Annotated in this window: 18 protein-coding genes; 3 read left to right on the top strand and 15 right to left on the bottom strand. The window is 35.4% G+C overall.

Annotation, left to right across the window (positions count from 1 at the left end):
* Positions 1-73: 73 nt before the first annotated feature.
* From LV89_RS11985 to gltB, 4 genes are all read right to left on the bottom strand, one after another.
* Positions 74-1,564 (bottom strand): glutamate synthase subunit beta, encoded by a 1,491-nt coding sequence (locus LV89_RS11985; RefSeq protein ID WP_109743136.1) that lies wholly within the window; start codon positions 1,562-1,564, stop codon positions 74-76.
* A gap of 77 nt (positions 1,565-1,641) precedes the next feature.
* On the bottom strand, positions 1,642-2,001 hold the full coding sequence (locus LV89_RS11980; RefSeq protein WP_109743135.1) for a type II toxin-antitoxin system RelE/ParE family toxin: 360 nt from the start codon (positions 1,999-2,001) through the stop codon (positions 1,642-1,644).
* Positions 1,991-2,188: a type II toxin-antitoxin system prevent-host-death family antitoxin gene (locus tag LV89_RS11975; RefSeq protein WP_109743134.1), complete on the bottom strand. Its 198-nt coding sequence runs from the start codon at positions 2,186-2,188 to the stop codon at positions 1,991-1,993. The genes LV89_RS11980 and LV89_RS11975 overlap by 11 nt, the downstream gene beginning before the upstream one ends.
* Positions 2,189-2,232: 44 nt before the next feature.
* Positions 2,233-6,804, bottom strand: a complete 4,572-nt coding sequence (gene gltB / locus LV89_RS11970) for a glutamate synthase large subunit (protein WP_109743133.1) — start codon at positions 6,802-6,804, stop codon at positions 2,233-2,235.
* 734 nt (positions 6,805-7,538) lie between these two features.
* On the opposite strand from gltB, the gene LV89_RS11965 reads away from it, so the two are divergent.
* Together LV89_RS11965 and LV89_RS11960 are read left to right on the top strand one after the other, a co-directional pair.
* Positions 7,539-8,069, top strand: a complete 531-nt coding sequence (locus tag LV89_RS11965) for a hypothetical protein (RefSeq protein ID WP_109743132.1) — start codon at positions 7,539-7,541, stop codon at positions 8,067-8,069.
* A 43-nt stretch (positions 8,070-8,112) separates the two neighbouring features.
* Positions 8,113-10,335 carry a T9SS type B sorting domain-containing protein gene (locus LV89_RS11960; protein WP_109743131.1) on the top strand — a complete coding sequence of 741 codons (2,223 nt, stop codon included), beginning with the start codon at positions 8,113-8,115 and terminating at the stop codon, positions 10,333-10,335.
* Positions 10,336-10,562: 227 nt separating this feature from the next.
* On the opposite strand, the gene LV89_RS11955 is transcribed toward LV89_RS11960, so the two are convergent.
* From LV89_RS11955 to LV89_RS11905, 11 genes are all read right to left on the bottom strand, one after another.
* A complete protein-coding gene (locus tag LV89_RS11955; protein ID WP_109743130.1) occupies positions 10,563-11,657 on the bottom strand; it encodes an AEC family transporter in 1,095 nt (364 codons plus the stop codon).
* A gap of 341 nt (positions 11,658-11,998) precedes the next feature.
* Positions 11,999-13,186, bottom strand: coding sequence for a pyridoxal phosphate-dependent aminotransferase (locus tag LV89_RS11950; RefSeq protein ID WP_109743129.1), 1,188 nt, complete (start codon positions 13,184-13,186; stop codon positions 11,999-12,001).
* Between the two features lie 27 nt (positions 13,187-13,213).
* Positions 13,214-13,684 carry a hypothetical protein gene (locus LV89_RS11945; protein WP_109743128.1) on the bottom strand — a complete coding sequence of 157 codons (471 nt, stop codon included), beginning with the start codon at positions 13,682-13,684 and terminating at the stop codon, positions 13,214-13,216.
* A gap of 51 nt (positions 13,685-13,735) precedes the next feature.
* Entirely contained in the window at positions 13,736-15,202 is a 1,467-nt protein-coding gene (locus LV89_RS11940; RefSeq protein ID WP_211321198.1) for a SusD/RagB family nutrient-binding outer membrane lipoprotein, read from the bottom strand.
* Positions 15,203-15,250: 48 nt separating this feature from the next.
* Positions 15,251-18,415, bottom strand: a complete 3,165-nt coding sequence (locus tag LV89_RS11935; protein WP_109743190.1) for a SusC/RagA family TonB-linked outer membrane protein — start codon at positions 18,413-18,415, stop codon at positions 15,251-15,253.
* A gap of 712 nt (positions 18,416-19,127) precedes the next feature.
* Positions 19,128-20,039, bottom strand: coding sequence for a ribonuclease Z (locus LV89_RS11930; protein ID WP_109743126.1), 912 nt, complete (start codon positions 20,037-20,039; stop codon positions 19,128-19,130).
* Positions 20,040-20,146: 107 nt separating this feature from the next.
* Positions 20,147-20,572: an STAS domain-containing protein gene (locus LV89_RS11925; RefSeq protein WP_109743125.1), complete on the bottom strand. Its 426-nt coding sequence runs from the start codon at positions 20,570-20,572 to the stop codon at positions 20,147-20,149.
* Between the two features lie 33 nt (positions 20,573-20,605).
* Complete coding sequence (locus tag LV89_RS11920; RefSeq protein WP_109743124.1) at positions 20,606-21,550, bottom strand: phosphoribosylaminoimidazolesuccinocarboxamide synthase; 945 nt, start codon at positions 21,548-21,550, stop codon at positions 20,606-20,608.
* A 103-nt stretch (positions 21,551-21,653) separates the two neighbouring features.
* A complete protein-coding gene (locus tag LV89_RS11915; RefSeq protein WP_109743123.1) occupies positions 21,654-22,835 on the bottom strand; it encodes an acetyl-CoA C-acyltransferase in 1,182 nt (393 codons plus the stop codon).
* Positions 22,836-22,851: 16 nt separating this feature from the next.
* Positions 22,852-23,457, bottom strand: coding sequence for a hypothetical protein (locus LV89_RS11910; protein WP_109743122.1), 606 nt, complete (start codon positions 23,455-23,457; stop codon positions 22,852-22,854).
* Between the two features lie 204 nt (positions 23,458-23,661).
* The gene (locus tag LV89_RS11905; protein WP_109743121.1) at positions 23,662-24,621 is read right to left on the bottom strand and encodes a vWA domain-containing protein; all 960 of its coding nucleotides are present in this window, start codon (positions 24,619-24,621) and stop codon (positions 23,662-23,664) included.
* Between the two features lie 196 nt (positions 24,622-24,817).
* Here LV89_RS11905 and LV89_RS11900 point away from each other — a divergent pair, with 196 nt between their 5' ends.
* Positions 24,818-25,735, top strand: a complete 918-nt coding sequence (locus LV89_RS11900; protein WP_109743120.1) for an RluA family pseudouridine synthase — start codon at positions 24,818-24,820, stop codon at positions 25,733-25,735.
* The last annotated feature ends 133 nt before the right edge of the window (positions 25,736-25,868 follow it).

The following is a 25,868-nucleotide window of genomic DNA, read 5'->3' as shown; positions in this document are numbered from 1 at the left end:
AAATTAATAGTGAATAATTAAGAATTGCGAGTTTAACTATTAATTCTTAATTATTCACTATTAATTCTCAATATTAAGCTACCGCAAAACTCGAAACAGTTTTTGCTTCTAAAGTTGACTCGCCCATTAAGTAAATATCAACTGCACGTGCAGCCTCTCTACCTTCTGAAATAGCCCAAACTACTAAAGATTGTCCTCTACGCATATCTCCTGCCGCAAAAACGCTATCAACTGAAGTTTGATAATTGTTTGCTTTTACATTTCCTCTTTCGTCGAATTCTAAACCTTTTTCTTCTAATTGAGCCAACAAACCTTCTTTTTGTGGGTGCAAGAAACCTGCGGCGATTAATGCTAATTCAACAGGAATTTCACGTTCATTTGTATGAACTTGCTGTGCTTTTCCGTCTTTTACTTCCATTACGATATCAGCTAATTTCAAGCCTTTCAAGTTTCCATCGGCATCACCAATGAATTCTTTTACCGCAATTGACCACTGACGATTTGCTCCTTCTTCGTGTGACGTAGATGTACGCAACATCATTGGCCAGTTTGGCCACGGTGTCTGTTCAGCACGTTCAGCAGGAGGCATTGGCATTACTTCTACTTGTGTAATTGATTTTGCTTTATGACGGTTTGACGTACCAACGCAGTCAGAACCTGTATCTCCACCACCAATAACGACAACATTTTTATCTGTTGCGTAAATTTCTCCCATTGGATATGATTGTCCTGCATGATTAACAACACGGTCGATGCCAGCAACTCTTTTATTTTGTTGAGAAAGGAACTCCATGGCAGGATAAACACCTTTCAAGTCCGCTCCGGGAATTGGTAAAGTTCTCGGCACAGTTGAACCACCAGAAAGCACTACTGCATCAAATTCGTCTAATAAATCATCTGCTTTAATGTCTTTTCCTACGTTAGTATTTGTTTTGAAAACAATTCCTTCTTGCTCCATTACTTCAACACGACGTTGAACAACCCATTTTTCTAATTTGAAATCTGGAATACCATAACGTAACAATCCACCAATTTTATCAGCACGTTCAAAAACAGTTACTGTATGCCCTGCTTTGTTTAATTGAGCCGCAGCAGCCATTCCCGCAGGACCTCCACCAATAACTGCCACTGTTTTACCAGTGCGTTTTGATGGAATATTTGGTTTAACTAAACCATTTCCGAAAGCATATTCAATGATTGATTTCTCAATATATTCAATTGTAACGGGCGGTTTATTGATACCTAACACACAAGCTGACTCGCAAGGTGCTGGACAAATACGACCTGTAAACTCAGGGAAGTTATTAGTAGAAGATAAAATCTCATACGCATAAGCCCAGTTTTGGTCATAAACGGCATCATTAAATTCAGGAATAATGTTTCCGAGTGGACAACCATTATGACAGAAAGGAACGCCACAATCCATACAACGGCTTGCTTGGTCTTTTACTTTTCCTGCTTCAAAATCAATATCTATTTCTTTATAGTCTTGGACACGTTCAGCGACGGGTCTTTTCTTAGGAGTTTCTCTTGTTACTTCTAAAAATCCTGTTGGTTTTCCCATTTTATTTAATTCGGATTTTATATTTCAATAAATATGATAGTATTTATCGAAGAGATTTAATGTGATTAGAATTATAATTAATCCAAACGTCTATTTGTCAATTTTTCAATATCTTTTGCCGAAATAGAATCGGTTTCAGATTTATCATATATTTCTAACAAAAAGACTCGATTATACTCTTCTTTTGTTTCAGTTTCTACCAAAACCTCTAAATCAAAATAAGTAATAACTCTTGCTCCACCGCTTTTACCTTTTCCTTTACTTTTTATCGCAAGCCTTATTTTGTAAACTCCACTTCCAAGAGATACTCCTAAAGTAGGGTTTTCTTTTAAATCATTAGATAGTTTTTGAAGTTCTGATTTTAAAGAAGCATATCTTTTCAAAAGAGGTTTAGCAGATTTTTCAAAATCATCAGTAGTAATTACCTTAGTTTTCATTTAAAAAATCTTCTAAACTTCTTCCTTCTGTTCTTTTACCAGCTTTTACGTCTTTTACTTCTTGTAAAGCATTATCAAGATTATCAAATATTTGTAATTTTTTCTTAATCCGTTGCAACTCATCCCATTCTTTAATTGGAATGATTACTGCTGTATTTTTTCCTTTATTATTTACGATATATTGCATAATAAAAAGAGTTTGAATTTAGATTCTAAATTACAATAATAATCTTAATGTGCGATTTCCACTTGAATATCTTTGTAAACAACGTTTTTATCTTCCAAAACCTCCGCAACGCTGATATTTCTTGAAGACAATGCTTTCTTGAAATCTTGTGGCATTACTTTGATAAATTGCGGTAAAATAGCCGTCCAATTATCTAAGACATTTTTCGCAACGTCTGAGTCTGTGTATTGTAAGTGTTGAGAAACGTACAATTTCAAGATATTTTCATCTTCAACTGTCAATTCTTCAATCGCTACCATTTCACCATTCAATTTAGGAGCAAAGTCTTTGTTTTTATCCCAGATATAAGCAACTCCACCCGACATACCTGCACCAAAGTTTCGTCCAGTTTCACCTAAGATAACCACTAAACCTCCTGTCATGTATTCGCAACCGTGGTCACCAACACCTTCTACTACTACTTTTGCACCAGAGTTTCTTACACAGAAACGCTCACCTGCCATACCTCTCAAATAAGCCTCTCCAGAAGTTGCCCCGTAGAATGAAACGTTACCAACTACTGAGTTTTCAGAAGGATTGAAAGTTGCTTTTTTGTCAGGATAAACAATCAATTTAGCACCACAAAGTCCTTTTCCGATATAGTCATTAGAATCACCTTCTAATTCAAATGTAATACCATTTACAGAGAATGCCCCGAAAGATTGTCCAGCCGTACCTTTAAACTTGATGTTAATAGTATCGTTTGGTAAACCTTTTGCACCGTATTTCTTCGTGATTTCGTTTGATAACATCGTACCAATTGTACGATTCACATTGATTACGTTCAATTCTGCCGAAACTTTAGAGCCATTTTCAAGAGCAGGTTTTGCAATATCTAATAACTGCCAGTCAATTTGGTCTTGCAATCCGTGGTCTTGGTCTTCTTGCTTATAAAGAGCTACATCCAAATCCATTGGTTGCTTGTATAAAATTGGTGCTAAGTCTAAGTTTTTCAATTTCCAGTTGCTCAAAGCTTCTTTCATTTCCAATCTATCCGACTGCCCAACCATTTCATTTACAGTTCTGAAACCTAATTCAGCCATGATTTCACGCAATTCAGTTGCCAAGAAAGTAAATAAATTTACTACGTGGTCAGCTTCACCTGTGTACATGGCACGCAAACGTGGGTCTTGCGTCGCCACACCTACTGGACAAGTATTTACGTGACATTTACGCATCATGATACAACCAGCAGTTACTAAAGCCGCTGTTGCAACTCCAAATTCCTCAGCACCTAAAAGAGCTGCTACTGCAAGGTCTTTACCTGTTCTGATTTGTCCGTCCGTTTGTACCGTTACACGTCCACGCAATTTATTTCTTACCAACGTTTGGTGTGCTTCTGCTAAACCAAGTTCCCAAGGTAAACCAGCGTGACGAATTGATGAAAGTGGTGATGCACCCGTTCCTCCATCATGTCCTGCGATTAAGATATGGTCTGCGTGAGCTTTTGCCACACCCGCTGCAATCGTTCCTACACCTGCTTCTGATACTAATTTTACCGAAATACGAGCCGCACGGTTAGCGTTTTTCAAGTCAAAGATTAATTGTGCTAAATCTTCAATTGAATAAATATCGTGGTGAGGAGGAGGAGAAATCAAACCTACACCCGGTGTTGAGTGACGAGTTTTACCAATCCAGTCATCAACTTTATGTCCTGGTAATTGTCCACCTTCTCCCGGTTTTGCCCCCTGAGCCATTTTAATTTGGAGTTCGTTGGCATTACTCAAATAATGAGAAGTTACCCCAAAACGTCCAGAAGCTACTTGTTTAATAGCAGAATTTAACCAATCTCCATTCGGCAATTTATCAAAACGGATTGGGTCTTCTCCACCTTCTCCAGAGTTTGATTTACCACCAATGCGGTTCATCGCAATAGCTAAAGTTGTGTGTGCTTCGTAAGAAATTGAACCGAAAGACATCGCACCCGTTGCAAAACGTTTGAAGATATTTTCAATTGGTTCTACTTCGCTAATATCAATTGGTTTTCCTTTTTTGAATTTCAATAATCCACGAAGGGTTAATGCTCTTTCAGCTTGGTCATCAATGATTTTTGAATATTTTTTATACTGAGCGTAACTATTCGATTTTGTCGATTGTTGCAACAAGTGAATTGTCTCAGGATTAAATAAGTGAGCTTCTCCACGTTGTTTCCATTGATAAATACCCCCAACTTCCAATTTAGGATTTGCTACTGGTACTTCTGGATAACCGTTTTTGTGTTTGATTAAGGCTTCTTTAGCGATACCTTCCAAATCAATACCCCCAATTCTTGAAATTGCTCCTGAGAAATACGTATCAACTACTTCTTTACTTAAACCAACAATTTCAAATATTTGAGCTCCTTGGTAAGATTGAAGCGTTGAAATACCCATTTTAGAGAAAATTTTCAACAATTCACCATTAACGGCTTTGATATAATTGGCTTGTAATTTTTCGTAAGGATAATCAACTTGAAGAATGCCTTTTTCTTTCATTCCATTAATTGTTTCGAATGCCATGTACGGATTCACCGCTGATGCACCAAAACCAATCAAAGTTGCAAATTGATGTGTTTCCCAAACGTCTCCTGCTTCAACAATTAAACCAACTTGAGCTCTCTTTCCTTGACGAATCAAATGGTGATGAACTGCGGCAACTGCTAATAATGAAGGAATCGGAGCGTGTGATGAATCAACACCACGGTCAGTCAATAAGATAATTGCGTATCCATCATCAACGGCATCTTCTGAATATTGACAAATTCTATCCAAAGCTCTTTTCAATTCACCTGCTTTTCCATTGGCACGGAAAGTTGTATGGATTGATTTAGTTTGGAAGTTTTTATGGTCTATCCAACGAATTTTCTCAATTTCAGCGTTTGTTAAAACTGGCTGACGAATTTCAATCTGGCGACAGTGTTCTGGAGATTCTTTTAATAAGTTTCTCAAACCACCAATATCAGAAAGCAATGACATGACAGTACGCTCACGGATTGAGTCAATCGGTGGGTTGGTAACTTGTGCAAATAATTGCTTGAAATAATATGATAAATGTTGAGCTTGGTCAGAAAGAATAGCCAAAGGCGTATCAACACCCATTGAACCAAGAGCTTCTTTCCCTGTTTCAACCATTTGAGCTAATAAAACTCGTAAATCTTCCGTAGTGAATCCGAAAACTTGTTGACGTAATAATAATTCACGTTCAAACGGTGCACGGTATTCAGAACCTGCTTTTGGCAAGTCTTCTACTTTAATTTTATTGGCTTTCAACCATTCGCCATAAGGCTGTTGTTGACAGATTTTTTCTTTTAATTCTGTATCTGGAATAATACGACCAGCTTCCATGTCCACAACGAACATTTTACCAGGTTGTAAACGACCTTTTGATACGATTTTAGCAGGGTCAATATCCAAAACACCTGCTTCAGAAGCCATGATTACGAAATCATCGTCAGTAACCCAGTATCTTGATGGACGTAAACCATTTCTATCTAAAGTAGCCCCAATGATTTTTCCGTCAGTAAACGAAATAGAAGCTGGACCATCCCAAGGCTCCATCATGGCAGCGTGATACTCGTAAAAATCCTTTTTGTATTGTTCCATCTGCTCGTTGCCGTCCCATGCTTCTGGAATCAACATCATCATCACGTGTGGAAGCGAGCGTCCACTCATGTACAACAATTCGATGGCATTATCCAAAACGGCTGAATCTGATTGTCCCAATTGAGCAACTGGTAAAATCATTTCCATTTCTTCTTTTGTGAAAAATTCAGACTCAAACAAAGCTGATTGAGCTTGCATCCACGCAGAGTTTCCTTTTACCGTATTAATTTCACCATTATGTCCGATAAAACGGAAAGGTTGAGCCAAACGCCATTCTGGGAAGGTATTTGTCGAGAAACGAGAGTGAACAATTGCTAAAGCAGAAGTAAATTCTTCACGTTTCAAATCATCAAAATATCCCGGAACTTGCATGGTCGTCAACATACCTTTATAAATAATGGTGTGTGCCGACAAAGAACCAAAATAGAATTTATTATCTACACCTTTGACAGTTTCGTTAATGATTCGGGCAGTAACTTGACGGAATACATAAAGTTTACGCTCAAAAGTCATTTCATCAGTAACCGTTGCAGGGCGTTTGATGAAAAGTTGTTCCATTTGAGGTTCAGTATTACCCGATTCAGCTCCTTGAATTTCGATATTTGTACATGGTACAACACGGTATCCAAGAATCTCTAAACCTAATTTCTTAGCTTTACGAGTAATAATTTCTTTACACTCCTCACGAGTAGCCGCATCTTTAGGGAAAAAGGTCATACCTACGCCATACTCACCAGCGGCAGGTAAATCAATTCCTAATTGAGTACACTCTTCTAAGAAAAATTCATGAGGAATTTGAAGAAGAATCCCTGCTCCGTCACCTGAATTAGGGTCACAACCGCAGGCACCACGGTGGTCCATGCGAATAAGCATTTGAATAGCGTCAGTTACAACTTTGTGCGACTTTCGCCCTTTCATGTTCGCAACGAAACCGATTCCACAAGCATCGTGTTCAAATTCTTTGCGATACAACCCTTTATTGTCGAAATTAGTCATGGTATTAATTTTTGGCTTTTACAGAGCAATCGTTAAATGCTGATTGCCATCCGAACTTTCCAGTTAATAAGATTTCTCTTATCAAATAATTCTACTTTATGATAGTGGGAAATATTATAGATTTATAACTTATTTAATAATTATGTTATAAATCAGGTAAAAATTTAACAAAAACGAAATTTCAAAGTATTGGATTTCTCAAAAGCATTTACTTTCTATTTTGCTGTTACAAATATATACAAGAAATTCTTTGGAAAAAATAGACTTTTGCCGAATAATCATTGGAATTATACATTTTCAATATTTTGTAAAATTTAATCTTGGTTAGATACAATTATGAGAATTCTCTTACAAAAACCTAAAAAAAACACTTTCACAAAAAATCCTTTAAAGATAATTATTTTTCACATCAAAAATTTACGATTACATCAAAATTCCTTACAAAAATACGTTTTCATAAACTCATTTTAAAATAAAAAGCATTTTCTTGGTTAATGAATATTTTTTTTCAGAAAAAGGAAAAAACTTAACACTTATTCATTCTATTTACTAAATAAAAATTAAACAAAAGATAACCATATAGTAATTTATACTTACACCCATAGTCAACTAAATCAAATTAGAATAGTAATAACTTCATTCAAAAAAGTAGAAATTAGCCATAGAATATGAAAAATATCTTGTTATTTTGATAAAGAACTTGTTTAATGTTATCGTTTCTAATTTCCTCGAATATGAATCTTAAACCTAAATTTTGGAACTCAGACAAAATCGTTTCTATATCAGCTATTTTGATTAGTTTAACCACAATGGCTATTTACCTTTATCAAACACATTTGATGAAAAAACAGCAAAATGCCGCTGTAATGCCTTATATCAGAGTAATGTACTCATTTGACCATGACCGATTTGAGGTTTTAGTCTTGAATGAAGGACTTGGCCCTGCCTTTATCGATGAAGTTAATACGTACTATATGGGCAAAAAATATGAACATCAAGATTTACCCGATTTTTTTCAAAATGAATATACAAAGATTGACAGTACCTTGTCATTGAACTATTCTAATATTTCGGAAGATATGTTATTTACGGCAGGAAAAACCTTATGGGTAGTTTCTACTAAAAACTCAGAAGAAAAAGCACAAAAATTATATGACCTATTTTTGAATAATAAAATCGAAATGGAAATAACTTTCAGTTCAATTTATGGCGAAAAATGGAAAGTTCGTGGCGTGTCTAAACGTCCAGAAAAAATTAGCGATTAAGACAACCTTTTTACTTAAAAAATGGTCTTTAAATTAAAACACTATGAGAAAATTTTACCTAATTATATTGCTTGCAATTATATACGCACCGTCATTATATGCGACGCATATCGTTGGAGGTGAAATTGAATTATTGGCTTTAAAAAACCAAACGAATGCCTCTCATCGGCTTAATCTGAATCTTTATTTTGATAACATCAATGGTTCGACTGGAGCTATTGACCAAAACTTAACTTTAGGTATTTTCAGGAAAAGAGATAATTTTTTAATGGGCTATGTGATTGTGCCACTTGTTAGTAGCAATCTTATCCAATATACAAACCCAACCTGTACACAAAGCAATCAGGTGCAAACTCGTTTATTACAATATTCAAGTTTAATTTATCTAAATCCAGACGACTTTGCTGATGCTCAAGGGTATTATATCGTTTGGGAACGTTGTTGCAGAAATAATATTATTTCAAACATTGTTTTACCTCAAGAAGCCGCATCTGTATTTTACTTATCTTTTCCAGCTCTGAAAAAAGATGGCGTAGCTTTTGTAAACTCTTCTCCTTCTTTCACAACTTTGAAAGGAGATTATATTTGTCTAAATCGTCCATTTACTTTTGAATTTGGAGCAACCGATGCCGATAGCGATAGTTTAGTATATAGCTTAGTGACACCTTTAAACGGTTATAGTAATAAAGATTTCCCTAATCCTGCTCTTCCACGTGGTAGTAGTAATTATCCTCTGGTAGCTTGGGGCAATGGTTTTAGTCTTGGCAATGTCATGGGAGGCCCACAACCCTTAGCGGTCAATCCACGAACGGGGCAATTAACGGTTACAGTTGATAAAGAAGGCTTATATGTTTTTTGTGTTTTGGTAGAAGAATATAGAAAAGGCGTGAAAATTGGAGAAGTTAGAAGAGATTTTCAGCTCAAATCTTTAGACTGTCCCACTAATAATGCCCCCGTAGCTTTGTTTAGAGAGAAAGGGAAAACCGAATTTTATAAATCAGAAAGTACCATTACGATAAAATACGGCGAAAAGAAATGTTTGTCCTTGATGGGAAACGACCGAGATTTGAATCAGTCTATTTCCATGAAGGTTGTTGCTGTTAATTCAAAATACAATCCCACATTATCGCCTTCTAATTTATCAAATTCAAGTCCCAAAGACACATTAAGGTCTGAAATCTGTTTTGATGAATGCACAGAATCTACCGATGGGAAACCATTACTTTTTGACATTATCGTTACTGATAATGGATGTCCACAACCACTTTCGTCAACCTTGAGATTAAAAGTATTGATTGAACCCAAACCAAATGCACGCCCAACTATTATTTCAGATTTGTTAAATCAAAGAGCAGAAACATTACTTGGGAATACATTAAAATTTAATCTGTTCGGAAATGACCTTGATAATGACAGCATTACCATTATTGCCACAGGAAGAGGTTTTAATTTATCTCAAGCAGGAATGTCATTTGCTGGCGGGTCGGGCGTTGGAAAATTAACCAGTCCTTTTACGTGGACGCCAATTTGTGATTTGAAACGCACTACTGATTACATCGTGGACTTTATTGTGATTGATAAGCGATGTGGAAGAAATTTAAGAGATAGTATTTCTGTAAATCTAAAAACTCTCAGCCCCCAAATCCCCCCGCCAACAGTTTATACAAGTTTACCGAATAATACCATTGATATAACACTAAATGGCACAGAACCTCAAGCCATTTTATTTGATGTAATTGGCGAAGAAATTGACCCAAAAACCATTATCAGACTATTTGCCGTACCCAATGGCTTTGATTTAAAAGCTAATGGAATGAGCTGGACTGATAAATCGGGAAATATAAAAATTGTAAACCCTTTTTCGTGGAAACCTGATTGTAGTTTGTTGCAAGGCAAAGAATTGATGAGTTACAAAATTGATTTCATCGTAGAAAATAATTCTTGTAATATTGACAAATACGATACTGTTGCCGTAAATATTACCTTGAAAAATAAGGTTGTTAATTTTGAAACCTTTAAACCTGCTAATGTTTTTACGCCAAATGGAGACGGGAAAAATGATTATTTTTCCTTGGATTTACCAGAGAATTCATGTTTAGAACAATTTGAGTCGATTGAAATTTTCAATCGTTGGGGAAGTTCCGTTTATAAGTCTTCAGACAAAAATTTTAAATGGACAGGCGGTGATTTAGCCTCTGCTGATTATTTCTATCAACTTAAATTTACCCAAAGAGAATTTAAAGGTTGGATTAGTTTGGTGAGGTAACACTTTGGCACTTTAAAACTTGCCCTAAAAGAGCCGTAGGTTCGGTAAATTTTGTAGCCCCGAAATTTATTTCGAGGAAATAGCGGAATATTTAAAGGTTTGCTTAGATGAACCGTTCCTACGGAATTCAATGGATTGTTATGTCATTTTAACCCCGAAATGAATTTCGGGGCTACAAGATGAAGCAAGCCTACGGCTTTTGAAAGATTACCAAAGTAGATTAAATCCTACGCTTTTGAAAATTTGAATGAACGCTTTTTAAACAAATGAGGAGCAAGCCCCAAACCTGTTAATAAAAACCCAAACATCAATAATGTGCTTGTATTGGCAAAAAATTGACCTGATGCCAAAATTCCCATGACCAAAATTGTTGAAAGTGGTAAAGAAAAAGCTAAAATGAGTACCGCCAAATTCAAGTCAAAAGTTCTTCTTTCTTTTGGTAAGTTTTTGTCATCTTCTTTTAGATTAATTGCCGAAATATGGGCAAAAGGCCAAAAACTACAAGAACTCAACGGCACTACCACAGCTAAAAGGATGAGGTTTGGGTTACTTATATTGAATACATTTATGATAAAAACACTAAATAAAAGTGTAATTCCTGCTCTGAATAACAAAATTGAACTTACCAATTTAATTTTCCCCTCTTTGAATTGGACGGCTAAACCAATGTAAATCAAAACCAAAGGAGTCATCAAACTGCTGGCACGGTTAAACAATTCTGAAACAACCGTTGGCAACGAAGTCATATTTAATCCTACTGAAAGAAATACGATTGCCAATAACATAATGATATTTATGGGTTCTTTTACCAAGCTCAATAAAAGGCTTTTCACCTTTCCGCTTTCTTGAACTTCCTCTTCTCTATTGTTTTTCAAATACATTTTTAGGGCTACAAAATACAGGAAATTCAAGGCGAAAAATTTATTTCCTACATCTCCCATAGCCGCTAAAGCTAAAGATTCGTCCCCTAAAAATTCATTTATAAAAGGAAAACTTGATAAACCTGGAGCTAATGAGGGCAAAAGCATCGTTAAGGTTCTTCCAGAAGTGCTGTCTTTGTCGATACCAAAAATTGGCAAAAAGTAAGGAGCTGATAAAAAGATAAAAAAGTTAAATGCAAGAATTAGAATTGGATAAATTAAAAGCGATAAACTAATTTTAATGCCCATCAATGCTATGAATACCGTTGAAGGCAAAGCAATTGACAAGATTATTTCTTTCACCCCGTTTATTTCTGTTTTGTTCTTGATTTTACCTCTAAGTGCAAACCCTATTCCGATTAAAAGGAGGAGGATAAGCGTTTTTTGTAATGCCTCAACCATAATTTTTTATTGTAATGAAGTGAATTTGAAAATCTAAACTCTAAAATGTGAGGAGCTGTGCAAAAGTCAACAATCAACTATACTAAGCGAAAAGCGATTTGCGAAAAAGCGAATAAGTAAACTACTAAAAACCAATAGATTACATAGTTCCTTTTTGGCAACCCCCAATCCGTTTATAGACAACGACATGACGTATTGGAATTAGATTAGACAACTTTTTTGAAAGTTGTCTAATCTAAACAACATTATCCCAATATATATAATGTCAAATTATTCCTAATACTTATAACAAATTAATTATAAGAGGTTTACACAACTCCAAATAATAAAATCATTGATAATTATGACAATTCGCCTAATGATTTTACAAATAATTTCATTTCCTCCATTGTTCCCATACTTACTCTACACCAAGGTTTATTTTGAATATCAAAAGCCCTGACCATAACGCCTTTAGCAGTCATTTTAGCCAAGAAATCCTTTCCCGGAATATTGATTGGAAAAATCACAAAATTGGTATAAGATGGAATATATTTGTAGTTCATCTTTTTAAGATTTTCATACAAATATTCTTTACACTCGGTATTGAGTTTTTTAGTCATTGCTTGAAACTCCTTGTCTTCAAAACTGGCAATTGCTCCTAAAATTGACGTATGAGAAATTCCCATTCCTCCACGTGTAATTTTTTGAATTTTATCTAAAAATTCTGGTTGAGCTACGGCATAACCAACACGAAGCCCAGCCATACCCATGATTTTTGAGAATGTACGAGCAATGATGACATTTTTCTTTTGAGCTAAAAGAGAAACCATAGATTCTGTTCCTGTTCCTTCGGCTAATTCAAGATAGGCTTCGTCGATAAATACAGGTACTTTTTCTGAAACTCTTGAACAAAAATCTAACAAATCTTTTCCTGCCGTAATGCTACCAACTGGGTTATTTGGATTACAGATATAAACCATTTTGGTGTCTTTATCAATAGCGGCTTCCATAGCAGGAAGGTCATGCGACCAGTCACTTTTACAAGGAATTGCCTTCCAAGTTGCCCCAACAGACTCAGCCACTTTTATCAATGACATATAAGTTGGGTCGGCAGAAACAACATTTCCTCCTTTCATGAATAATACTAACGCTACTTTTTCGAGTAAATCAGAAGAACCCGGCCCCATCATAATGTGGTTTGGGGTTACGCCTTCTTTCTTCGATAATTTATCAACTAAAGTGGCTAATTCTTTCCAAGAATATCTGTTTCCACCCATCACAGATTCGGCTACGGCTTTTTGCGTACTTGAAGGTGGGCCATAAGGATTTTCGTTAGCATTTAAACGTGCCAACATGGCACTTACATTGGGTCTTTCATCTAAAAAATGCTCTCTAACAAGTGGACTATAATAAAGTCTATTTTGTGAGTCTATTCTTACGGGAGCTTCTGGAAAAGCACCCATTGAAATATGTGGAGCTAATGCCATACCACTAATGGTCATTAAGCTTGATTTAAGAAGATTGCGTCTGTTAATAAGGTTTTTCATCGAATTTATTAGTTTTGTTTGATAAGATTATTTTGTTGCTGTTAAGCGAAAATACTTTGTAAATGATATGTCTTTATAAGTTCCAGAGCAACTTAATGCCACCGACGAACCTGCTACTGGAGCAGTAATCCCGAGTGATTTCCACGCAATTTTTAGCGTTGAACGTCCTTTGTCATCCGTTGTTACATCTGAGATTTTTGCTCCGCTACGTAGTTTGAAAGTAACAGGAATTGCTTTGGCAGGAATACTGTCTATACCTACTTTATAATCAAGTAACCCGTCTTTATTCAATTCCAATAATCGAACAGTAATGGAAGCATCCACCGAAGCCGAAGAACTAATTGATGGCTCTGTTGTTAAGCCAGAAGTTTTACCTGCGGCATCTTCAAAAATTACCAAAACAGGAGCTACAACTCTATCCACGAAAGGGTCGTCAACTTTACAAGAAACCGTAATAAAAGCGATAAAAAGGAAACAGATATATAGTATTTTTTTCATAATTGGAATCGTTTAAGTTAAAATAATGAGTAGCAATCGGGAAACACATCGCTACTCTGTCCACCAAAGTTTCGCTTTCATATTATCCGTACCAATCAATTTAATTCCTTCATCAAGTTTTGCTTTGTTCAACGAATATTCAGTGGTTGGATACGGCAAGCGAGTCGGTACAATTCCGTCATTTTCAAATACTGCACGTGGGTCTCTTGCAGAAAATTTAGGAAAGCCTGTTCTTCTAAATTCCGTCCAAGCCTCCACTCCTTGTCCGAAAAGGGCAATCCACTTTTGCTCAATAATTTTTTCTTTGGAAATTGTTCCAACGGTTTTTAGATAGTCTGTTGGAGTGCTTAAACTATATTGTGCAAACGACGCATCAATACCTTTTTTGAAATAATCATCAGCCGTTCCTGTAATGTCACCATCGAAAGCAGCTTCTGCCAAAATGAGTTGCAATTCACTGTAAGTCATAATAACACTTGGTGTATTGGCTCTGGTAAAATAATCTCCCAAAACCGACCCTGTACTCAAATAAGTGGTTGCAATGGCATCTGGAAGCCCATTGGGTACACCTTCATAAGCATTCGACTTATTTTTGTTGGCGAAAACTCCCAGACGAGTATCATTCAATCCTGATAATTTATCGACCAATGTTTTACTAATATTCCAGTCAGTTCTGCTACCAATAATCATTACTTCGTGCCATTCATTATTGCTTGGTCTTGTAATGGTATTTGCCAAAAGAGCATTGTCGGAATTGCTTGTAAAAATTGGGAATTTCACAGGGTCTGCTAAGATTTCACGCATGATGGCACGTGATTCAGCCGACTTTTTGGCAGCTTGTCTGTTCGCTAAACGAAGTCTGAGAGAGTTAGCAAATTTCTTCCATTTCAAAATATCGCCACTATAAATAATATCGCCTGTAATACTTGGTCCTCCGACAGTCAGTTTCTCGTTTGCCAATTTCAAGTCATTTAACAAATTTTCATAAACCTTGTCCATCGAATCATACGTTGGCGTATAAACGGGCGAAGTATCCGTTCCTTTGAGGGCATCTGTGTATGGAATTGCCCCGTACATATCTGTCAATAAAGAAAAAACCCAAGTACGCATCACGATGGCTGCCCCTTCATAATTTTTGTTTGGTGTTTTGCCTGTTGTGCTTGATTCGGTGATAATTCTTTGAAAATTTACCAAACCATCATTATAAAGCGACTTCCATGTATTGTTGTAAAAAGTTGGCGTTATTCCATAATTATCACCTTCGTTTGAATAAATATTTCTGGCTAAATACTGAATCCAGAGCATTGCACCGTCTAAATTGAGCCGTTCAAAACGGGTATTTCCTCCCCAATATCTATCAACCGATTTCTCTACGGCATACGGAAAAAGATATTGAGAACCTATTGCAGTTGGGTTATTGGGGTCGGTATTGAGTTCGTCAAATTTGCTGGTACAAGCATTCAGCAACAACAAACTTCCAATGGCTAAAAATGAATATATCGTTTTATATAATTTCATATCTTTCAAAATTTAAGGTTAATGTTATGCTTTAATTGTAATTGATTTTTAGAAACCAATTGAGAGATTCGCCCCAATACTTCTTGAATTGGGTAATTCTCCATAAGCAAAACCTTGTTGATTTGCCCCAAAACGGTCAACTTCTGGGTCGATGTGTGGTGTATTCTTGAATAAAATTGCCAAGTTTCTACCCACTATTGAAATTTTAGCATTTTGTATTCCGATGCTTCTCAAGAAAGTTTTTGGAATGTTATAGCCAAAAGAAACTTCTCTCAACTTCACAAACGAAGCATCAAATATGGCAGCTTCGTGATAGCGACGTGGATTATTATAGCCAATTAGTTGGTTGGTTGCTACAATTACATCATTCGGAACATATTGTGGATTTTCAGTAGTACCAACATTCATGACACCTTTTCCGATGATACCTTCTTCACGACCAAGAGCAGTTTCGGCATATTGACCTGTCCAACGAGCAGTACCAGTTCCTTCGTCAAAAATATCTCCGCCCATTTTTACGTCAATCAAAGCAGATAAAACAAAGTTTTTGTATGAGAATGTATTGTTCATCCCTCCCATCCAATCTGGTTGAATATTCCCAAGCACTCTTGGCGTAGATTCTACCACAGGAAGTCCATTTTGATACACAATTTGCCCGTCTGGAGCGTGTTTAAAACCAATTCCGAACAAAGAACCATAAGGCATTCCTACTTGTGCAATTGAGGTTAATCCTCTTCTTTCTTGCAAGGTGTAAGTAGTCAATCCTTCGGCTAATTCAACCACTTGGTTTTTGTTTTTTGAGAAATTCAGGGCTAAATCCCATTTAAAACCTCTTGCCGATTCCAATATTTTTCCAGAAAGTGTTGCTTCAATACCTTGATTGGTAATTTTACCAGCATTCAAAATACGTTTATCATAACCACTTGCTTTTGAAATTTCAACACCAAGAATCTGATTTTGAGTAGATTGTAAATAATATGTCAGGTCAAGACCAAATTTATTTTTGAAGAATTTTAAGTCGATTCCTGCTTCGATACCCGTTGTGATTTCTGGTTTTAAAGTAGCATTAGAAATGGTTAAGTTTTCATAATATTCTGGCAATGAACTGTTCCAAGAACCGCCAGAACGGAAAGTTTGAAGCAATTGATAAGGGTCGGCATCGTTACCAACTTGAGCCCAACTACCTCTTACTTTTGCATACGAAACAATTTCTTTTGGATAATCAATTAAATCCGACAAAACGGCACTCGCTGAAACCGAAGGATAGAAATAAGAACGTGCATTAGAAGGCAATGTACTTGACCAGTCATTACGAGCAGTAACATCTAAGAAAAGAGCATTCAAATAGCCAAATTGAAACGAACCATAAACACTTTGTACCTCTGCTTTCTCAATTCTACTTTCAATTGTGTTTTGACTTGGATTTGAATTTGCCAAATTATACACCTTATCTACCACCAACTCACCCACGTAAGCATAGTTACGTTTGTACATATTGGTTCTTTGAGCTGCTCCAGCCGAAGCCACAATACTTAAATCATTCGTGATGGCTTTGTCGTAAGAAAGTAAAACATCGTGGTTTGTTTCCTGACGACGCAATACTTCTTCAGAATATCTCCCCGGTGTTAAGTTTCCATTCCTTACACGCTCGAAATTGACAATGTTTACTCTCGTATCCGACCACATATCTGTACCACTTCGCATCATCAATTTTAAAGAGGGCATAATAGTAAAATTCAAAGCGATATTGCCAACCAAACGGTCTTTATCATTGGTATAAGGCAATTTTTCACTTAAATAAAATGGATTGGTAAAGAAAGTATGTTGCCAGTTAGCAGGGTCAGTATCGGGCAATTTTCCTGCAACAGCTCTTTGAATATGTACAGCAGAATAGTCTGCCCAATTAGCCAATTGGTCCCAAGAAACGTGTCTATGCGACCAAATAAATTGGTCTCCATTTTGGTAAGTTCTATTACCTCCAGACTTCACATATTCACCAGAAACAACAGCAGTTAGGAATTTGGATACTTTATAATTTGAATTTAGTTTGAAGTTATTTCTATAAAAATCATTGAAAGCCATTAAACCCGTTTGGTCTAATTTGCCCAAACTTAAACGGAAACTACCCTTTTCATTTGCTCCAGAAATGGCAACATTATTAGACAAAGTAGTTCCTGTACTCCAATATTCATCCCAGTTATTAGGTTGTGGCGTTAGCGGAGCAACATTTGTTCCTGTGTACCATTGACGCACCAATCTTCCGTCCATCGGAGCTCCCCAGCTTTCATCTGTACCGTCAGTACCAGTAGTTCTTCCCGGTGAAACACTGCCATAAGCTGCACGATATTGGTCATAAGCATCAGGAGCAATAACACCACTCCAACCATCTGAATACCAAGTAGTATAACCAGAACCTCCGCCATAAGTATTCTGAAAATTGGGTTTTACTAAAGGTCTTTCAGCCGTAAAATTGGTATTAATTTCAATGCCTAAACCTTTTGTTCCTGCACCATCTTTAGTTGTAATCAAAATTACCCCGTTGGCGGCTCTTGAACCATAAAGTGCGGCGGCATTGGGTCCTTTCAGCACTGAAATATCTTTTATGTTATCAGGATTAACTTCTGAAATTCCTCCTCCAAATTGCTTATCAAATTGTTGCTGAATAGGAACACCATCAACTACAATTAATGGCTGATTATTTCCTGATACCGATGAAGAACCACGAATCTGAATGGTAGAGCCACTTCCGGGGCCACCATTACTGCCAATTCTTACGCCTGCAATTTTTCCTGAAAGAGAATTCGCAATGTTATTAGAACGTGCTTCCACCAAACCCTCTCCTTTGAGTTCTTGTTGAGAATACCCCAAAGATTTCTTTTCTCTCGAAATCCCTAAGGCGGTTACAACCACTTCATTAAGTTCTAAATTATTGGGAACAAGACTGATTTGAAAAAAAGTTTTATTGTCAATCGTTATCTCTTTGGTAGAATATCCGACAGTGCTTATTTTCAAAACATTACTATTAGCAGGCACTTTAATTGAAAACTTACCATTTGCATCTGTCACTGTACCATTTACAGTTCCTTTTATAAGTATTGATGCACCAGGGAGCAACCCATCTTTTTCCGAGTTAATTATCCCTGTTATAATCCTATCTTGAGCTGAAGCTACGAAAGATAAAAGCAATAAGAATATTATGTAAAAGTTTCTCATCATTTATACGTGAAGGGGTTTAGTTTGCCGTCTCTTCAAAACTGATTTATTACATTACTCCGACCGCTCGGTATGTAATAATCAGTATGAAGAGAAAAATTTGAAATATCATTATCTCTTAAAAAATTAAGAGGTTTCACCGTGAATGTCAACCAAACGATACGCTTGTAAAAGCATATCTAATAATGCGTGAATTTGAAATTTTAGCTCTATAAATTTTGAGAAAGGGCAGAATTAAGTACTTGTTTTATCAACTCTCATTCTGCGGTCGGAAAGAGTCAAAAGCAAAAACAATAATTGTACTTATTCAAGAATAACTACATAAAACTATACAAACAATTTTAATTTCAAAAATAAAAACGATAAAAAGTTAAATTTTATAAAATAAATACTAAAAATACATTTAATAGTAATAAAAAACATCAAAATACAATCAAAAAAAGGTTACACGAAGGGTTAATCATAAAATCAAACAAGATTTAAAATCAACAAAACCTTAACACATTTCTGCAAAAATCCTACAACAAAGAATCAAAATAGGCTATTTTATGCCAATATTTTGCAAAATAATAAAAAACAGGTTTAAATATACAAATTCTAAAAATTGAACTTTTCAAAGAACTAAGTATTTATACATTTAACTAATTAAGTATTTTTAATCAAAAAAAAAGGAGGAATTCGCTGAATTCCTCCTTTTTATGATTAAAAACTTCTATATATCTAAAGTCAATCCTTCAGTTGATAAAATCGTATTTTCAAATATTTTTTTAGCTTCAAGCAAAAAGGGTTCAAGGTCTTTATACCTTGATGAATAATGACCAATGACTAACTTTTTAACCTTGGCTCTTTCAGCTATTTCTGCTGCCTGAGCAGCCGTAGAATGACAAGTTTGGGTTGCTCTTGCAGTTAAATCTTTTAAAAAAGTGGCTTCATGATAAAGCAAATCTACACCTCGTACAATTTCAATGATGGGTTCATGAAAAAGAGTATCTGAACAGAAAGCATAACTTTTGGGTTCAACTTCTGGCTTCGTCAATGTTGCATTTGAATATTTTAATTGTCCATTTTCGTCTAAAATATCATAACCTTCTTTCAAACTTTTAATTTCATCTATCGACAAATCGGCAGGTAACACTTCTTTTCTTAATTTTCGTTTTCCTCTTTTCTCTTTAATAAGAAATCCACAACATGGCACACGATGTACTAATGGAATTGTAGTTACGGTAACACATTCATTTTCAAACAATTGATACGTTTTTTCTGTTTCGGTTTCAATAAAATGAACTTTAAAATTTAACCACGCATCAGAATATTTCAATTGAATGGTAATAATTTCAGCCAAACCTTTTGGTCCAAATATCCAAAGGTCGTCCGTTCTACGGTGCATATTGAGCGTAGAAATCAGTCCGATTAATCCAAAATAATGGTCGCCATGAAGATGAGTAATGAAAATATACTTCAATCGTGTAGAACGCAATTTATAACGTAAAAGCTGATTTTGTGTACCTTCTCCACAATCAATCAAATATCCATCTTGCTCAATATGAAGATAATGTGCCGTCGGATTGCGTGTAAGTACGGGCGTAGCCGAACCTGTGCCTAAGATAGTTAATTGAAAACTCAAAGTAGTATTGGTTGATGTTTAGTATGAGTGTTATTTATCAGAGATGTAAAACTAAAAGCCTTACCAAACTAACGTCGGATAAGGCTTTTTGTTTGTCTTTCTAAAAATTAATAATCTTCTTCAGAAGCACCTCCGCCATATTCGCCGTGGTCGTATTCATCATCTTCGTCTGATTGAAAATCATTTTCTAATTCATTCAAATAAACAGCGTCAATTGCTTCTTGAACAGTTGGCATTACTGTCAAATCTTCAATTTTTGCACCGTCTAATTGGTCAATTATTGCTTGGTCTTTAGTTACAATGATAAAAAGCCCTAATTCGTTTAAACAAATTTTATTGGCTTTACGAATCACTGAAATTCCAAATCCGTCTAATTCATCAATAGAACTAAACTCTACTATCATATTTCCGTAACCTTCTCTGAAAAGTTTTCTAATAATTGATTCAAAGTCGGCTGAATTCTCTTGGTTAAGAGAAGTTTCTTTAAGTTCGATTAGAGCAAACTGCTCGTTTTTTTCTACCTTAAATTCCATAAAATTATAAATGATTTTAAAATTGATGTAAAATTACGCTATTGACGTTAAATATGTATTAACGTTAGATTCAACTCTGCCTAAAATATCTTCTGAATAATCTTTTTCAAATTTCTTACCTGTTACTTTTTCAAACAACTCAATATATCTTTCTGAAATTTGATTTACCCATTCATCAGACATTTCAGGAACGCTTTGTCCTTCTTTTCCTTGAAAACCGTTGGCGATTAACCATTCTCTAACAAATTCTTTCGATAATTGTTTTTGTGATTCTCCATTAGCTTGGCGGTCATCATAACCTGCTAAATAGAAATATCTTGAAGAGTCAGGTGTATGAATTTCATCAATTAACGTAATTTGACCATCCTTATTACCAAATTCGTATTTTGTATCTACCAAAATTAACCCTTGTTGAGCAGCCATTTCAGTTCCTTTGGCAAATAGAGCCAATGTATATGCTTCTAATTGTACATAATCAGCTTCTGAAACTAAACCTTGTGCCAGAATTTCTTCACGAGAAATATCTTCGTCATGTCCTTCGTGTGCTTTGGTAGTTGGTGTGATAATTGGCGTTGGTAAACGGTCATTTTCTTTTAAACCTTCTGGAAGTGTTACTCCGCATAAAGTACGCAAACCAGATTTGTAGGTTCTCCAAGCATGACCTGCCAAATAGCCTCTTACAACCATTTCAACAGGATATGTTTCACATTTTAAACCAACACTAACATTTGCATCTGGCGTTGCGACCAACCAATTTGGCACAACGTCACGAGTGGCATTTAAAAAATGTTCAGCAATTTGATTTAACACTTGTCCTTTGTAAGGAATCGCTCTTGGAAGCACTACATCAAATGCAGAAATTCTATCAGAAGCCACCATTACTAACAAGTTTTCAAAGGAATAGACATCTCGCACTTTACCTTTGTAGAACCCCGTTTGACTGGGAAAATTAAAATTGGTTGTATTTATTGTGTTCATGTTTGTGTAGGTATGAGGTATGAAGTATGAGTTATGAGGCATATTGGATAAAATTATCCTTATAGCCTATACCTACTACCTCATACTTACTACCTAAAAAAAATTACATTCTTTCAATTACAATTGCTGAGGCACCACCGCCACCATTACAAATTCCTGCGGCACCATATCTTCCCTTTGTATGTCGTAATACAGAAATCAATGTCGTTAAGATTCTTGCTCCCGATGCTCCAAGTGGATGACCCAATGAAACTGCTCCACCAAAAATATTTACTTTTTTATGAGGAATATCAAGCATTTTTTCGAATGCCAAAGGTACAACTGAAAAAGCTTCGTTTATTTCAAAATAATCAATTTCTTCTTTGATTAAGTTTGCCATTTTGATGGCTTTTGGCACTGCTACGGCTGGAGTTGTGGTAAATAAAGCAGGTTCTTGTTCAGCATCTGCAAAACCTACAATTTTTGCTAAAGGCAACAAACCTAATTTTTCAGCTTTCTTTCTTGACATCAAAACCAAAGCAGCAGCTCCGTCATTCAAGGTTGAAGCATTTGCAGCGGTAACAGTTCCTCTTTTTTCAAAGGCTGATTTCAGTAATGGAATTTTATCGAAATTAACGTTTTTGTATTCTTCGTCTTCCGACACTACTACTGTTCCTTTTTTGGTTTGTACTTCTACTGGAATGATTTCGTCTTTAAAATTTCCATTTTCAGTCGCTTCTGCCGCACGTTTATATGACTCTATGGCATAATTATCTTGTGCTTCACGACTAAATCCATATTTACGGGCGGTTTGGTCGGCATAAAAACCCATCGCAATATCATCGTAAGCGTCAGTCAAACCATCTTTTTCCAAACCATCAACTAATGTTCCAGAACCATATTTGTAACCAAATCTTGCTCTTGGCACATAAAAAGGAGCGTTAGACATACTTTCCATTCCACCAGCTACGGCTACTTCGGTAAGTCCCAACATAATACTTTGAGCGGCATAAATAATAGCTTTTGCACCAGAAGCACAAACTTTATTAACCGTAGTACAACGTACCTGAGCAGGCAAACCAGCTCCAAGAGCGGCTTGGCGTGCAGGAGCTTGACCAACATTGGCAGAAATCACATTTCCCATGATAACTTCTTCCACGAGTTCAGGTTTTATTCCTGCTTTTTCAATAGCTCCTTTAATAGCAATGCTTCCTAATTGAGTGGCTGAAAGGCTTGATAATGCCCCTCCAAAACTTCCAATCGGCGTTCTTACTGCCGATACAATATACACTTCTTGCGTATTCATAAATTAAATTTTATACTTACCAGTTTTGCGTGATTCGTGACTCTCTACTTTTTACTAAATTGTTTCGTTTTTGAATATATTGAATTTCATCATTTTTCATTCCGTCAAGAATGGTTTTTGCTTTTTCAAGTGTTAAACCATAGTTTTTCAAAGTCTTCAATAATTCTTTTTGAGAATTATCTTCGGCAACTTCTGAATTTTGCTGTTGCTGATTGGGAGGTGGATTTTGTGGTTTCTTATCAGCTTTAGGTTTTTCTTCTTGCTTATTTTTTTCTGCGTGATACTGTTTTTTTAACAATTCATAGTTATAACGTGCAATGTCATTATCTGGTCTCAAAATTAAAGCCTCTTTAAACAATGCTAAGGCTCTGACTGTATCTCTTTCATAGCAAAAAATAATTCCTAATTGTGAATAGGTCGTTGATGCTAAATTAGGTTCTTTTAAACTTACTAATTGAGCGTATTTTTTCCGAGCTGCCAAAGTATCCTTTTGTTCAAATAAAGAATGAGCAAAATTAAGTGTCACCTCAGACGGTGTAAAGAAAGATTGTTTTCCCAATAATTGATACTGTAATGATGCTTCCTGAAAATCACCTTTCAAAAATGCTTTCTGAGCTTCCATAGTAGCTTTGTTACGAATATTGATTTTCGTAATGGAGCTATTATCAATTATCCAGAGAAATATGTAAAAAATAATTGAGTTAATATTAGTTAGTCGTTAAGTAAAACACGTTAAGTTACCTTTGAGTAACTCAAATTACAGTGAAAACGCATGAACGTTATTCATTTAAACAAGATGTAGAAAGGAAAAAACAGGAAGGGAATATTACAATTGAAAAGTTCTCACAGTGAAGAATACATCAATTCCAAGCAAAAATAATGCAATGATTAGAAAATAAAAATATTTATTTGCGATAACATCAATTTGACGCTCATCTATTAGCTGTGTTTCGATGTTTTCTACGCCCATTATCAATTCGTTCATGCTTTCAGAAACACTTTTAATTTCTAAATAATTGCCTTTGGTTTCGGCTGCTAATTTCTTTAATGATGCTGTTTCTAATTTTGTCACAACAATATTTCCATCTTTATCTTTCTTAAAAGATTTGCCTTCTCTAATGGTAATTCCATCGGTTGTGCCAACGCCTACCGTAAAAAAATTAATCCCTTTTCGTCTAATTTTTGTCAGTAAAGCCTTATTGTCAGTACCAAAATTTTCACCATCACTGACAAGCACTATCACTTTTGATTGTGTTTTTGCCTTTGCCTTTGAAAATCTATCCAATGCTAATTCAAGAGCAGGCGTAAAATTTGTTCCTCCTTCGGGTAATAAATCGGTATTGATTTTAGGGACAAGGTAGTTTATCGCATTAATATCAAACGTAAGAGGCGACAACAAAAGGGCATCTTCCGAAAACACAATCAAACCTATTCTTTCTTTATTAAAATGATTGACAAAACGGTTTATCTCAAATTTGGCTTTTTCTATTCTACTTGGCTGAATATCAGTAGCATCCATAGATTTAGAAATATCAATCAGCAATAAAATATCTTTCCCTTGTGCTTTAATTGTACCTTTTAATTCTCCAAATGAAGGATTTAGCAAGGCTAATAACAACAAGGAAAAATATACACCCCTCAATAAAAATTTCAAAACACTTGACCCCGCAGAAGTTCCCAAACGGCGTGCAATCCAGAATATTCGACCTAAAAAGATTAGGTACAATATCAAGAATATTGCTAAAAACCATTGTTCTGTACTACTAAAATCGGAGGTAAAATTCATATACTGACATTAAATAATTGAGAGTTAAAACCGTAAAATCTGAAATTGAGTGGTATCTCTCACAACTTTTCTACGAAAATAATACACTGATACGATAAAACAAGTGAGGAATGAAATCAAGATTGGCATCGAAAATGAAACATTGAATTAAGAACTTCAAAAAAACATCTACCTTTGTTATCGAAATAATATAATCATGAAAGAATTTATCAAAAAAGATAAGCCTCAGCAAACGAAAGAAGCTAAAAAAAACAAGAATCATTTTGAAGTTACCGAAGAGACTCAATTACTGACATTTCTTTTGGCAAGTATGCCACATAAAAGTCGTCATAATGTTAAAGCTTTGCTTAGAGATAAACAAGTTTTAGTTGATAATAGAGCTATTACGCAATTTAATCATATTTTAAAACCAAATCAAACTGTTGATATTAAGGATAGTAAAGCTCCTCAAGAACAACGTTATAAAGGACTTAAAATCATTTTTGAAGACCAATATTTAATCATTATCGAAAAAAACGAAGGGACACTTTCTATTGCTACTGAAAAGCAAAAATTACATAATGCTTACAGTATTTTAAGTGACCACGTGAAGAAAGAAGACCCAAGAAATAGAATTTTTGTGGTTCACCGTCTCGACCGTGAAACGTCTGGATTAATGATGTTTGCCAAAAGTGAAAAAGTACAAGGCTTACTTCAAGAGTCTTGGAATGCAACCATTCAAGAAAGAACATATTTGGCAGTAACGGAAGGGAAAGTTAAAGAAGAGACAGGAACGATTGAATCTTATTTAGTTGAAAACAAAGCTCTTACTGTTTACTCAACTCGAAATCCTGACCACGGAAAACACGCTATCACACATTACGAAGCTATCAAATCAAGTGAAAATAATAGTCTTTTGAAAGTGAATTTAGAGACAGGACGTAAAAATCAAATCCGTGTTCACATGAAAGATATTGGTTTTCCGATTGTTGGAGATGAAAAATATGGAGCTAAAACCGACCCAATTGGTCGTTTAGGTTTACACGCTTGGGTATTGGCATTTGTTCACCCAATCACAAATGAACAAATGTATTTTGAAACCCCAATTCCAAAGAAATTTCTTTGGTTATTTTAATGAATTTAGTCTATTAGTGAAGGATTTATGACTCATAAACCCCTCACTAATAAACCTTTCACTCATAGACCCCTCACTCATAAACCCCTCACTCATAAACTCATAAACCCCTCACTCATAAACTCATAAACCC

It is taken from the genome of Arcicella aurantiaca, assembly GCF_003148625.1.
GTDB lineage: Bacteria > Bacteroidota > Bacteroidia > Cytophagales > Spirosomataceae > Arcicella > Arcicella aurantiaca.
The sequence above is the reverse complement of the archived record's forward strand: the minus strand, read 5'-3'. Positions and strand labels throughout refer to the sequence as shown.

What these genes read in the sequence shown, in the direction of transcription:
- LV89_RS11985 (WP_109743136.1), bottom strand. Translation starts at nt 1,564, where the DNA reads ATGGGAAAACCAACAGGATTTTTAGAAGTAACAAGAGAAACTCCTAAG.
- LV89_RS11980 (WP_109743135.1), bottom strand. Translation starts at nt 2,001, where the DNA reads ATGAAAACTAAGGTAATTACTACTGATGATTTTGAAAAATCTGCTAAA.
- LV89_RS11975 (WP_109743134.1), bottom strand. Translation starts at nt 2,188, where the DNA reads ATGCAATATATCGTAAATAATAAAGGAAAAAATACAGCAGTAATCATT.
- gltB (WP_109743133.1), bottom strand. Translation starts at nt 6,804, where the DNA reads ATGACTAATTTCGACAATAAAGGGTTGTATCGCAAAGAATTTGAACAC.
- LV89_RS11965 (WP_109743132.1), top strand. Translation starts at nt 7,539, where the DNA reads ATGAATCTTAAACCTAAATTTTGGAACTCAGACAAAATCGTTTCTATA.
- LV89_RS11960 (WP_109743131.1), top strand. Translation starts at nt 8,113, where the DNA reads ATGAGAAAATTTTACCTAATTATATTGCTTGCAATTATATACGCACCG.
- LV89_RS11955 (WP_109743130.1), bottom strand. Translation starts at nt 11,657, where the DNA reads ATGGTTGAGGCATTACAAAAAACGCTTATCCTCCTCCTTTTAATCGGA.
- LV89_RS11950 (WP_109743129.1), bottom strand. Translation starts at nt 13,186, where the DNA reads ATGAAAAACCTTATTAACAGACGCAATCTTCTTAAATCAAGCTTAATG.
- LV89_RS11945 (WP_109743128.1), bottom strand. Translation starts at nt 13,684, where the DNA reads ATGAAAAAAATACTATATATCTGTTTCCTTTTTATCGCTTTTATTACG.
- LV89_RS11940 (WP_211321198.1), bottom strand. Translation starts at nt 15,202, where the DNA reads ATGAAATTATATAAAACGATATATTCATTTTTAGCCATTGGAAGTTTG.
- LV89_RS11935 (WP_109743190.1), bottom strand. Translation starts at nt 18,415, where the DNA reads ATGAGAAACTTTTACATAATATTCTTATTGCTTTTATCTTTCGTAGCT.
- LV89_RS11925 (WP_109743125.1), bottom strand. Translation starts at nt 20,572, where the DNA reads ATGGAATTTAAGGTAGAAAAAAACGAGCAGTTTGCTCTAATCGAACTT.
- LV89_RS11920 (WP_109743124.1), bottom strand. Translation starts at nt 21,550, where the DNA reads ATGAACACAATAAATACAACCAATTTTAATTTTCCCAGTCAAACGGGG.
- LV89_RS11915 (WP_109743123.1), bottom strand. Translation starts at nt 22,835, where the DNA reads ATGAATACGCAAGAAGTGTATATTGTATCGGCAGTAAGAACGCCGATT.
- LV89_RS11910 (WP_109743122.1), bottom strand. Translation starts at nt 23,457, where the DNA reads ATGGAAGCTCAGAAAGCATTTTTGAAAGGTGATTTTCAGGAAGCATCA.
- LV89_RS11905 (WP_109743121.1), bottom strand. Translation starts at nt 24,621, where the DNA reads ATGAATTTTACCTCCGATTTTAGTAGTACAGAACAATGGTTTTTAGCA.
- LV89_RS11900 (WP_109743120.1), top strand. Translation starts at nt 24,818, where the DNA reads ATGAAAGAATTTATCAAAAAAGATAAGCCTCAGCAAACGAAAGAAGCT.